This is a genomic window from Kitasatospora purpeofusca (assembly GCF_034043715.1).
Classification (GTDB): domain Bacteria; phylum Actinomycetota; class Actinomycetes; order Streptomycetales; family Streptomycetaceae; genus Kitasatospora; species Kitasatospora purpeofusca_A.
The window spans coordinates 24,915-36,411 of the sequence record NZ_JAXCLC010000051.1 but is presented as its reverse complement, the minus strand read 5'-3'; the positions used below and the strand labels follow the sequence as shown (position 1 = coordinate 36,411).

Genomic DNA, 11,497 nt, shown 5'->3' with positions numbered 1-11,497 from the left:
AACCCACCATGACCCTTCCCGCAGACTCCACCGCACCGGCCGGGCCCGCGCCCGACCGCACGGCCGTGAACGGCCTGCTGCCATGGATCCGTGCGGCCGGGCCCGCGGGCGCCGCGGAGCGTCCGCGGGCGCGGCGCGCGGCCGTGCTCTTCGACCGCGACGGCACGCTCGTCCACGACGTGCCGTACAACGGCGACCCCGCTGCCGTGCGCCCGGTGACCGGCGCGGCCGACGCCGTCGCGGCCCTGCGGTCGGCCGGGATCCTGGTGGGTGTCGTGAGCAACCAGTCCGGGGTGGCGCGCGGACTGCTCACCCGGGGGCAGGTCGACGCGGTGAACCGGCGGATCGAGGCACTGCTCGGGCCGATGGACGTCTGGGCCGTCTGCCCGCACGGCCCCGAGGACGGCTGCGGCTGCCGCAAGCCGGCGCCCGGCCTGGTCCTGGCCGCCTGCCGGGTCCTGGCCGTGCCGCCCCGGCGGGCCGTCGTCATCGGGGACATCGGGTCCGACGGCGCCGCGGCCGAGGCCGCCGGGGCGTTCCCCGTCCTGGTGCCCAACCCCGCCACCCGCGCCGAGGAGACGGCCGCGGCGAGGACCGTCGCGAGCGACCTCGCCGCGGCCGTCCGGGCGGCGCTGGGCCACCTCCTTCCCGCCGGGCGGCCGGCGTGACCAGGACCCTCGTCGTGCGCCTCGACAGCGCCGGCGACGTCCTGCTCGCCGGGCCCGCGGTGCGGGCCGTCGCGGCCTCCTCCACCCATGTGGCCCTGCTCTGCGGGCCCCAGGGCGCCGCGGCGGCCGAACTCCTGCCCGGGGTCGACCGGACCGTCGTCTGGGAAGCGCCCTGGGTCGGTTTCGACCCGCCGCCGCTGGCCGCCGAGGACGTCCGGGCGGTCGTGGCGCGCCTCGCCCGGCAGCGCTTCGACCACGCCGTCGTGCTCACGTCCTTCCACCAGAGCCCGCTGCCCACGGCCCTGCTGCTCCGGCTGGCGGGCGTGGGCGCCGTCGCCGCCGACTGCGAGGACTACCCGGGCTCGCTGCTCGACCTGCGCCACCGGCGCGCGCCCGGCCGGCACGAGGCCGAGGCGGCCCTCGACCTGGCCCTGGCCGCGGGATTCCCGCTGCCCCCGCACGACGACGGCCGGCTGCGGGTACTGCCACCGCCCGACCTGCGGCACCTGACCGGTCCCGACCCGTACGTGGTCGTCCATCCCGGCGCGGCCGTTCCCGCCCGCGCCGCCGGCCCCGCGGTGCTCGCGGCCGCCGTGCGGGCCCTGACGGCGTCCGGACGACGGGTGGTCGTCACCGGCGGCCCGGCGGAGCAGGAGCTGACCGCCGAGGTCGCGGGGGCGCACGCCCTGGACCTCGGCGGCCGTACCGACCTCAGGGCCCTCTCGGCGGTCCTGGCCGGGGCCGACGCCGTGGTCGCGGGCAACACCGGTCCGGCCCATCTGGCCGCCGCCGTCGGCACCCCCGTCGTGAGCCTGTTCGCGCCGGTCGTGCCGTTCGAGCGGTGGCGGCCGTTCGGCGTGCCGCACCTGCTGCTGGGCCGGCAGGACGCGCCGTGCGCCGCGAGCCGGGCCAGGGTCTGCCCGGTCGAGGGCCACCCCTGCCTGGACACCCTGACCGGCGACCAGATCGCGGCGGCCGTGGACCGGCTGACGAGCGGAGCGGCGCCGGGCCCGGGCGGGCAGTTCCCGCCCGCCCGGCCGAGCACCGGGAAGCCGAGTACCAGGAAGCCGAGCACCAGGAAGGTGAGCTCATGAACATCCTGCTGTGGCACGTGCACGGCTCCTGGACGACCGCGTTCGTCCAGGGTCCCCACACCTACACGGTGCCGGTCCTGCCCGAGCGCGGACCGGACGGACTCGGGCGCGCCGTGACCTTCGACTGGCCGGCAAGCGTGGTCGAACGGACCCCGCGGGAACTCCGGTCCGCCGAGATCGACCTGGTGGTGCTCCAGCGGCCGCACGAGGCCGAACTCGTCACCCGGTGGCTGGGCCGCCGACCGGGGCGGGACCTACCCGCGGTGTACCTGGAGCACAACAGTCCGCACGGCGACGTCCCGGACACCCGCCATCCGATGGCGGACCGGGACGACCTGGTCATCGTCCACGTCACCGACTTCAACCGGCTGTTCTGGGACTGCGGGCACACCCGCTGCGAGGTGATCGAGCACGGCATCGTCGACCCCGGCCACCAGTACACCGGCGCGCTGGCGAGATCGGCCGTGGTGGTCAACGACCCGGTCCGCCGCGGCCGGACGACCGGCACCGACCTGCTGCCGCTCTTCGCCCGGCAGGGCCCCCTGGACGTCTTCGGCATGCGTACCGCCGGGCTCGCCGCCCACCTCGGCCTGTCCGAGGACCGCTGCCGGGTCGCCGACCTCCCCCAGGCCCGGCTGCACGCCGAGCTCGCACGGCGCCGCCTCTACCTGCACCCGGTGCGCTGGACCTCGCTCGGACTCTCCCTGCTGGAGGCCATGCACCTGGGCCTGCCGGTGGTCGCCCTGGCCACCACCGAGGTGGCCCGGGCGGTCCCGCCCGGCGCGGGCGTGGTCTCCACCAGCACCACCGAGCTGGCCGACGCCGTCCGCCACTACCTCACGGACGCCGGGGCCGCCGAGGCCGACGGCGCGCGCGCCCGCCGGGCGGCCCTCGGCCGCTACGGACTGAAACGGTTCCTGGCCGACTGGGACCGCCTGATCGACGAGGTGGCACGATGACCGGACCCCTGACCGTCTCCCTGGTGTCCGAACACGCCAGCCCGCTCGCCGTGCTCGGCGGCGTGGACGCGGGGGGCCAGAACGTCCACGTCGCCGCCCTCGCCGCCGCCCTGGCCGACCGGGGCCACCGGGTGGTCGTCCACACCCGGCGCGACTGCGCCGGACCGGCCGAGGAGGTCGTGATGCGCCCGGGCGTCGTCGTCCACCACGTTCCGGCCGGACCGCCCCGCCCCGTCCCCAAGGACCGACTGCTGCCCTACATGGCCGAGTTCGGCGACCAGCTGGCCCGCTACTGGAGCCGCCACCGGCCCGACCTCGTGCACTCGCACTTCTGGATGTCGGGTCTGGCCGCCCTGCGGGGAGCCCGGCACCTGGGCATACCGGTCGCCCACACCTATCACGCCCTGGGCACGGTCAAACGCCGGCACCAGGGCCACGAGGACACCAGCCCCGCCCAGCGGATCGCGCTGGAGGCCCACCTCGGCCGCACGGCCGCCCGGGTGATCGCCACCTGCAGCGACGAGGTGGCCGAACTCCTCGCGATGGGCGTCCCCGCCGACCGCATCAGGATCGTGCCGTGCGGCGTCGACCCGGAGCGGTTCGGCCCCCAGGGGGACGCGGCACCGCGCTCGGCACCGCACCGGCTGCTCATGGTCGGACGGCTCGTGGCACGCAAGGGCGGTGCCACCGCGCTGGAGGCGCTCGCCCGGCTGCCCGACACCGAGCTGGTGATCGCCGGCGGCCCCCCGGCCGACCGGCTGGACACCGAGCCGGAGTGCCGGCGGCTGCGCGCGCTGGCCGCCGACCACGGCGTGGCCGACCGGCTGGTCCTGCTGGGCGGTGTGCCCAGTACCCGGATGCCGGCCCTGCTGCGCAGCGCCGACCTCGTGGTCTGCCCCGCGCACTACGAGCCGTTCGGCATCGTCCCGCTGGAGGCGATGGCGTGCGGGGTGCCGGTGGTCGCCACCGCCGTCGGCGGACACCTCGACACGGTGGCCGACGGCCGGACGGGCCTGCTGGTGCCCGCCGGGTCCGGTCCGGCGCTGGCCGCCGCGGTCGCCCGGCTGCTCGGCGACCAGGGGCTGCGCCGTGACTTCGGGGCGGCGGGACGCCGCCGCGTCCTCGCCTTCTACGGCTGGGACCGGGTCGCGGCGAGTACCGAGAAGATCTACCAGGAGACGGTGCGCCCCTTCACCGCGGCCCTCCCGCTGCGGACTCGCACCGGAGCACCGGCAGGAGGTCCCCGATGAGCGCTCACTCCCACGACTCGGCCCACGACCTCGCGGAGGCCGCACGGCACTGCGCGGCGCTGGAGGAGGCACTGCGGGTGCTGCGCGGCCGGCAGCTGCCGCTGCTCACCAGCTGGGGCCAGGCGCTGGCCGGCCTGCTGCCGGCCGGCGGGCGCCTGCTCGTCGCGGGCAACGGCGGCAGTGCCGCCCAGGCCCAGCACCTGACCGCCGAACTCGTCGGCCGCTACCGCGTCGAGCGCCCCGCGTTCTCCGCACTCGCCCTGCACGCCGAGACGTCCGCGCTGACCGCGATCGGCAACGACTACGGCTTCGAGGAGGTGTACGCCCGCCAGGTGGCCGCGCACGGCCGGCCCGGCGACGTCCTGATCCTGATGTCGACCTCGGGGCGGAGCACCAACCTGCTCCGGGCCGCCGACGCCGGCCGGAGGGCGGGTCTCGGGGTGTGGGCGATGACGGGCCCGGCGCCCAACCCGCTGGCGGGCCGCGCCGACGAGACGCTCGCCGTCGCCGCCGGGACGACCGCCACCGTCCAGGAGGTCCACCTGACCGCCCTCCACCTGGTCTGTGAGGCGTTCGACGCGGCCCTGGCCCGCCGCACCGGCGGGCACGCGCTGAAGGACGCCCGGCCGGCGGGCGGGATCGCGTGAACGGGCCGTTCGTGGTGGTCGGCGACAGCCTGCTCGACATCGACGTCGACGGCACGGCCACCCGGCTCGCCCCCGACGCGCCGGTCCCGGTCGTCGACGTCGAGTCGGAGCGCAGCCGGCCCGGGGGCGCCGCTCTCGCCGCCGTCCTGGCGGCGCGCACCGGACAGGAGGTGGTCCTGCTCACGGCGCTGGGCCGGGGAGAGGCGGCGGCCGAGTTGCGGCGGACCCTGGCGGGCCGGGTCAGGCTGGCCGAGATCCCGCTGGAGGGCGACATCCCGGTCAAGACCCGGATCCTGGTGGACGACCGGCCCCTGGTGCGGATCGACCGGGGCGGTGGGCGCCCCGGCGCCCCCGACGGCGCCGCCCGCCGGGTGCTCGGCTCCGCCGGAGCCGTGCTGGTGTCCGACTACGGCCGGGGCGTGGCGGACGTGCTCGGGCCGCTGCTCGGAGCGGCCGCCCGGCGCTGCCCGCTGGTGTGGGACCCGCACCCGCGCGGCGGTCCACCCGTCCCCGGCGCACGGCTGGTGACGCCCAACGCCGCCGAGGCGCGGGCCATGGCAGCCGCCCTCGACGCCGGGTCCGGCACGGGGGACCGCCTCGCCGACCACACCCGGCGGTCCGCGCTCCTGGCACGCCACTGGCAGGCCGCGGCGGTGGTGGTCACCCTGGGTGCGCGCGGCGCCCTGCTGAGCCGCGGCACCGACAGTCCGATCCTGCTTCCCGCGCCCTACCGGGCGGGCGGCGATCCGTGCGGAGCCGGCGACTGCTTCGCGGCGTGCGCCGGCGTGGCCCTGGCCCGGGGCGCGATCACCGAGGAGGCGGTGCACAGCGGGGTGGTCGCCGCGGCGGACTTCGTCGCCTCGGGCGGCGCCGGTGCGGTCGCCCGTCCGCAGCCGGACGGCCGGGCCGCGACCCGGCGGCAGAACGGCCGGCCCGCGACCCGGCAGCCGGCGCGGGCGGCGGAACTGGCCGCCGCCGTCCGCGCCCGGGGCGGGACGGTGGTCGCCACCGGCGGCTGCTTCGACCTGCTGCACGCCGGACACGTGGGCCTGCTGGAGTCGGCGGCCCGGCTGGGCGACTGCCTGGTGGTCTGCCTGAACTCCGACGACTCCGTCCGCCGGCTCAAGGGCCCCGGCCGGCCCCTCAACCCGGTCACCGACCGGGCCAGCGTGCTGACGGGCCTCGGCTGCGTCGACGCCGTCGCCGTCTTCGAGGAGGACACGCCGCACGCCGTCCTGCGCGCCCTTCGACCGCACGTCTGGGTGAAGGGCGGCGACTACACGGTGGACGCCCTGCCGGAGACCGAGGTCCTGGCCGAATGGGGCGGTCACGCCCTCGTCCTGCCCTATCTGAGCGGCAGGTCCACGACCGCCCTGGCGGAGCGGGCAGCCGCCGCCGGGTCCGGCGGACCGGCATCCGCGGGGGCGAGCGCGTGAGCGCGGCCGACGGCCGGTCGCGGCTGCTCGTGCTGCGCGCCCTGGGCCTCGGCGACCTGCTCACCGGGATCCCGGCCCTGCGGGCACTGCGCCGCCACTTCCCCGGCCACGAGCTGGTCCTGGCGGCGCCCGGCCGGCTGGCCCCGGCGGCGGCGGCCACCGGCTGCGTCGACCGGCTGCTGGCCACCGGTGCCACCGGGCGCCGGGTGCCGGGCGAACTGCGCTGGGACGGGCCCGCGCCGGTGCTGGCGGTCGACCTGCACGGCTGCGGCGAGGAGAGCCTGCGGCCCCTGCGGGCGCTGCGGCCCCGGCGGCTCATCGGCTACGCCGCGACGGAGGCCGGCGGCGCCGGGTGGCGCGCGGACGAGCACGAACGGGACCGCTGGTGCCGACTGCTGCGGTCCCACGGCATCCCCGCCGACGCCACCGACCTGCTGATCCGGCGTCCGGCGGCCCGTTCCCCCGCTCCCGGAGCGGTGGTGCTGCACCCGGGCGCGGACGCGGGTGCCCGCCGCTGGCCGGCCGACCGCTTCGCCGCGGTGGCACGCGCACTGCGCCGCACCGGCCGGCCGGTGGTCGTCACCGCCGGTGCGGGAGAGGCGGGACTCGCCCAGGAGGTGGCCGCCCTCGCCGGCCTGCCGCCGGGCTCGGTCGTCGGCGGGACCGCCGACGTACCGTTCGAGACCCTGGCGGCGCTGGTCGCGGGGGCGAGCGCCGTGGTCGCCGGCGACACCGGACTCTCGCATCTCGCCACCGCCCTCGGCACCGCCTCGGTCACGCTCTTCGGCCCGGTGTCGCCCCGGCTCTGGGGGCCTCCGGCCGACGCCCGCCACCGGATCCTGTGGCGGCCGGACCGGCCCGAGGACGACCGGCCCGGTGACGCGCACGGCGAGGCCCCCGACCCGCGGCTGCTGCGGATCGGCCCGGAGGACGTGCTGTCCGAACTCCGGGCCCTGCCCAGCCTGTGCGACGGAAGGAGGTGACGGCAGCCGATGGAGAACCCGTCCGCCGCCGCACCCCGGATCGGCGTCGTGGTCATCACGCGCAACCGCCGGGAACGCCTGCTGCACACCCTCGACCGGCTCCGGAGCCTGCCCGAGGCCCCGCCCGTGCTCGTCCTGGACAACGCCTCCGCCGACGGCACGGCCGCCGCCGTACGCGACCGCCACCCCTGGGCGGCCGTGCGCGTCCTGCGCCGCAACCGGGGCGCGGTGGCCAGGAACCTCGGCGTCGAGGCGCTCGGCACCCCCTACGTCGCCTTCAGCGACGACGACTCGTGGTGGCGGCCGGGGGCGCTGTCCCTGGCCGCCGGGCTGTTCGACCGGCACCAGCGGCTCGGTCTGCTCGCGGCAGCCACCCTCGTCGGGCCCGGCGGCCGGGCCGACCCCATCGACGACCGGCTCGCCACCTCACCGCTCGGGATGGCCCCCGACCTGCCGGGCCCTTCCGTGCTGGGCTTCCTCGCCTGCGCGAGCATCGTCCGCCGGACCGCGTTCCTCCAGGTGGGAGGGTTCCACCCGGTGCTGCACTTCGGCGGGGAGGAGTGCCTGCTGGCCCTCGACCTGGCCGCGGCGGGCTGGGGAGTCGCCCACTGCCCCCAGGTCGTCGCCCACCACCACCCCGATCCCGGCCCCCGGCCCGGCCGGCTCGTGCGCGTGCGCCGCAACGAACTGCTCACCTGCTGGCTGCGGCGGCCCTGGTCCCACGTCGCCCGGCAGAGCGCCTGCCTGGTGCGGGAGGCCGCCGGGGACCGGCAGGCCGCCCGCGCACTGGCCGGCGCGCTCCCCAGGATCCCCGCCGCGCTCGCACTGCGCAGACCCCTACCCCCGGAGCTGGAGCGGTCCGTGGTCCGGCTGGAGGAGGCCGGCGCGGCCGACCGGGAGGCCCGGTGACCGACCAGCGCATCGCCGTCGGCGTCATCACCCACAACCGCCGCGACGAGCTCCTCGACACCCTCGACCGGCTCACCCGCCTGCCCGAGGCCCCGCCCGTCGTCGTCGTGGACAACGCCTCCGCCGACGGAACGGCGGCCGCCGTACGGCTGCGGCATCCCGGGGTCCGCCTGCTCACCCCCGGCCGCAACCTCGGCGCCTGCGGCCGCAACCTCGTGGCCCGCGAGCTGGAATGCCCCTACCTGGCCTTCAGCGACGACGACACCTGGTGGGAGCCCGGCTCGCTGCGCGCCGCCGCCGACCTGCTGGACGCCCATCCGGACGTCGCCACCGTCACCGCCCGGATCGTGGTCGAGCACCCGGCCGAGCCGGACCGGCCGCCGACGGAGGATCCCATCGTGGCCGAACTGCGCGATTCCCCCGTGCCCGCCCCGCCGGGCCTGCCAGGACCCGCCCTCGGTTCGTTCCTGGCCGGAGCCACCGTCGTCAGGCTCTCGGCCTTCCGGGCGGCGGGCGGCTTCTCGCCGCGGCTCTGGCTGGGAGGCGAGGAGGAACTCCTCGCCCACGACCTCGCCTCGAAGGGCTGGTGGCTCGTCTACGCCGCCGACCTCACCGTCCACCACCGGCCGTCACCGCTGCGCGACCCGACGCTCCGGCGCCGCCACGGGATCCGGAACACCCTGTGGACGACCTGGCTCCGGCGTCATCCCGCCACCGTCGTGCGGCGCACCGCCCACCTGGTGCGCACGGTCCCGCGCGACGCCGTCTCCGTCCGCGCCTTCGCCGAAGCCGCCGGCGGCCTGCCCTGGGTGCTGCGGGAGCGCCGACGGGTGCCGGACCGGGTCGAACACGCGTTGCGGTTGCTGGAGGAGCCCCAGCGGTCGTCGACGGCGCGCCGCTACGTGGGCTGAGCGGGTGCGGCACACCGGGCGGCTCACGGCTCACGGCTCGCCGCTCACGGCTTACCGCTCACCGCCCGCCGCTCAGAGGAAGAGGATCTCGCGCGAGCCCAGCCGGGTGGCGCCCACCGACGCGCCGCTCTCGCGACCGGAGGCCGGGTCCGCGACCCCGCCGGCACACAGGGCGCGGCGCTTCAGACGCTCCGCCCCGGGCGGCAGCGACACCCGCGAGGCGCGCTGCCAGGGCTCCCCGCAGTCCCGCGAGGCGCAGTGACCGGGCACCCAGTACTCCACGAGCGGCGGTCTCAGTCTCAGCGAACACGCCAGCAGGGCCGCCCACCGCGCCGACCCGACGGCGGTCCCGCGGTCCCCGCACCAGGGCGCGGCACAGAGGTCGGCCCCTTTCACCAGTAACGAGAGGTGGCGGACACCTTCGTCGCAGCGCGTCCCCTCCAGCCATTCCAGCTCCGCCTGCGGAGCGCCCAGGGAGGCCAGCGCTTCGCGGGACACGGCCGCGCGCGAGGCCGGCCCGCCGCCGGACACCACGACGCGCAGCCGCACCCCGGACGCCGCCAGCATCGCCATGCACCCGCCGAAGCCGACGACCGCGGCGTCGAAGGGGACGGCGACGACCACGGCGTCCCGCACCCCCTCGGGTACTCCGGCCACCGGCCGGCCCGCGGACAGTCCGTCCACTCGTACAGCCTGTTCCATGGGCTGCCGTCCTTCCGGAGGAGGGGAAACGGGGCGCCGGGCCGAAAGGCTCGCGGTGGCCGTGCCGCCGACGTGCTCCGCGCGGCCGGACCCGGACCGGACGGACGTCCGTCCGCTCCTCCGACCAGCGTTCACGATTCCCCCGCGGACCGCACGCCGGGGCCACCGCGCCCGGTGGCGGGAGCGCCCGGCCGCGCCGAACCGGTCGCCGAGCGTGACTCCGGGCCGGACCGGAACGGCCGTCCGGCGCGGTGTGAGGGACGCCACCGGCGGGCGACGCCGCTGGTCAGACCGGTGGGACGGCTCCCGCCGCGGCGGTGTGACGTGAAAGGCCGTCCGAGCCGTTTGAGATCCCGCCGCGACCGGTCAGGATGGACGGCGCCGCTCCCCGCCCGGGCGTCCGAACCGCCCCGGTTCCCGTACGGCGATCATCTGCGCGGAGCCCCTCCCCGTCCCCACCCGATCCAGATGTGAGACGTGCTGCCCACCGAAACGCCGCCGGCGACCCCGACCGGCCTCCTTCCCGTCCAACGGCACAAACCGGACCGTCCTGCTTCGAGTCCCGCCGTCCTCCCCCCGGCCGTCCCCGCTGTCGCGGCTGCCCCGTCGGGATCGCGCGCCCCGTCGGGATCGCGCGTCCCGTCCGGATCGCGCGCCCCGTGGCGTTCGCTGCGCCACCGGAGCATGCGCTGGTGGTCGCTGGCGAACCTGGTCTCGAACGCGGGCGCCTGGATGCAGCTGACCGTCCAGAACCTCCTGGTCCTCCAGCTGACCGGCTCGGCCGCCGTCACCGGTCTGTCGCTCGCCCTCCAGGTCGCCCCCGGCCTGCTGCTCGGACTCGTGGGCGGCGCCGCGGTCGACCGCTGGCCGCGCAAGCTCACGGCCACCGTCAGCCAGGCGGTGCTGGCCGCGATCGCCTTCGCCACGGCGGCCCTGGTGGCGTTCGGGGCGCTCAGCGTTCCCGCCCTGATGGTGCTGGCGGTCCTCACCGGGCTCGTCGCCACGGTCGAAGGACCGGCCTGCGCCCTCCTGGGCAACGACCTCGTGCCGCCGGAGGACGTCCCCTCGGCGATCTCGGTCGGCTCGGTCGTGCACAGCGTCGGACGGCTGGCCGGTACCGCCTCGGCCGGTGTCGTCGTCGCCCTGTTCGGGATGGGGAGCGCCTACGTGGTCAACGGGATCTCCTTCGTCCTGGTGGCGGCGGTCATCCCGTTCCTGCGGCCGGCCGCAGGTGTGGCCGCGGCCGCGGCCGCGGCCGACGCGCCACGGCCGCCGTCCGGTGGGCAGGGGGTCCGGGACGGCGTCGCCTTCTTCTGCGGTCGGCGCCGCCTGGTCGCGCTGGCCTGCCTGACCGGACTGGGCTCGATCCTGGGCCGCAACTACGGCCTCACCCTCGCCGCGCTGGTCAGCGGAGCCCTGCACGGCGGAGCGCGGGAGTACGGGGTGATCGCCACCGTGCTGGCCGTCGGCGGGATCACCGGGGCGGTGCTGGCCGGACGGCTGCGCAGCCCGTCCGTGCGGCTGGTGGCCGCCCTGACGGCGGCCGGCGGACTCCTCCAGTGCTTCGCGGCGCTCTCGCCCACCCTCCTGTTCCTCGCCCTGCTGGTCGTCCCGATGGCCGTCCTGGAGTCACTGAGCGACACCGCGGTCTCGACGATCCTCCAGACCGACCCCCCGGCCCATCTGCGCGGACGGGTGCTGGGCGCCTGGCGCAGCGTCAGTACGGTCTGGGGCCTCGCCGGACCGCTCGTGCTCGGGGTGTCCATCCAGGGGCTGGGCGCGCGGGGCGCGCTGCTGTCCGGAGGGCTGGTGGTCGGCGGGGCGGTGGGCGGAGCCACCGCGATGCGGCGCCGGTCGGCCGGTCCGGTCGCGGCCGTGGAGCAGGTCTCCGTCGCGGCCTGAGGCCGGCCCGCCTCCCGGACGCCGGTCCGCTTCCCG

11 protein-coding genes are annotated in these 11,497 nt (G+C 77.4%); 10 read left to right on the top strand and 1 reads right to left on the bottom strand.

Annotated features, from left to right (window positions below; genetic code table 11):
* The first annotated feature begins 8 nt into the window (after window positions 1-8).
* The 9 genes from SM793_RS24370 to SM793_RS24330 are packed head-to-tail and all read left to right on the top strand — an operon-like array spanning window position 9 to window position 8,857.
* Window positions 9-668 (top strand): HAD-IIIA family hydrolase, encoded by a 660-nt coding sequence (locus SM793_RS24370; RefSeq protein WP_320440423.1) that lies wholly within the window; start codon window positions 9-11, stop codon window positions 666-668.
* Window positions 665-1,762 (top strand): glycosyltransferase family 9 protein, encoded by a 1,098-nt coding sequence (locus tag SM793_RS24365; protein WP_320440422.1) that lies wholly within the window; start codon window positions 665-667, stop codon window positions 1,760-1,762. The genes SM793_RS24370 and SM793_RS24365 overlap by 4 nt, the downstream gene beginning before the upstream one ends.
* Complete coding sequence (locus tag SM793_RS24360; protein ID WP_320440421.1) at window positions 1,759-2,721, top strand: glycosyltransferase; 963 nt, start codon at window positions 1,759-1,761, stop codon at window positions 2,719-2,721. Before SM793_RS24365 ends, SM793_RS24360 begins: the two co-directional genes overlap by 4 nt.
* Entirely contained in the window at window positions 2,718-3,971 is a 1,254-nt protein-coding gene (locus SM793_RS24355) for a glycosyltransferase (RefSeq protein ID WP_320440420.1), read from the top strand. The genes SM793_RS24360 and SM793_RS24355 overlap by 4 nt, the downstream gene beginning before the upstream one ends.
* Window positions 3,968-4,618, top strand: coding sequence for an SIS domain-containing protein (locus SM793_RS24350; protein ID WP_320440419.1), 651 nt, complete (start codon window positions 3,968-3,970; stop codon window positions 4,616-4,618). Before SM793_RS24355 ends, SM793_RS24350 begins: the two co-directional genes overlap by 4 nt.
* On the top strand, window positions 4,615-6,054 hold the full coding sequence (gene rfaE2, locus SM793_RS24345) for a D-glycero-beta-D-manno-heptose 1-phosphate adenylyltransferase (protein ID WP_320440418.1): 1,440 nt from the start codon (window positions 4,615-4,617) through the stop codon (window positions 6,052-6,054). The genes SM793_RS24350 and rfaE2 overlap by 4 nt, the downstream gene beginning before the upstream one ends.
* Entirely contained in the window at window positions 6,051-7,037 is a 987-nt protein-coding gene (locus tag SM793_RS24340) for a glycosyltransferase family 9 protein (RefSeq protein ID WP_320440417.1), read from the top strand. The genes rfaE2 and SM793_RS24340 overlap by 4 nt, the downstream gene beginning before the upstream one ends.
* 9 nt (window positions 7,038-7,046) lie before the next feature.
* The gene (locus SM793_RS24335) at window positions 7,047-7,946 is read left to right on the top strand and encodes a glycosyltransferase family 2 protein (protein WP_320440416.1); all 900 of its coding nucleotides are present in this window, start codon (window positions 7,047-7,049) and stop codon (window positions 7,944-7,946) included.
* Window positions 7,943-8,857, top strand: coding sequence for a glycosyltransferase family 2 protein (locus tag SM793_RS24330; RefSeq protein ID WP_320440415.1), 915 nt, complete (start codon window positions 7,943-7,945; stop codon window positions 8,855-8,857). The genes SM793_RS24335 and SM793_RS24330 overlap by 4 nt, the downstream gene beginning before the upstream one ends.
* A 72-nt stretch (window positions 8,858-8,929) precedes the next feature.
* Here SM793_RS24330 and SM793_RS24325 read toward each other — a convergent pair whose 3' ends face one another.
* Window positions 8,930-9,559, bottom strand: coding sequence for a hypothetical protein (locus SM793_RS24325; protein WP_320440414.1), 630 nt, complete (start codon window positions 9,557-9,559; stop codon window positions 8,930-8,932).
* Between the two features lie 684 nt (window positions 9,560-10,243).
* Here SM793_RS24325 and SM793_RS24320 point away from each other — a divergent pair.
* Window positions 10,244-11,461, top strand: a complete 1,218-nt coding sequence (locus SM793_RS24320) for an MFS transporter (protein WP_413816025.1) — start codon at window positions 10,244-10,246, stop codon at window positions 11,459-11,461.
* Window positions 11,462-11,497: the final 36 nt, after the last annotated feature.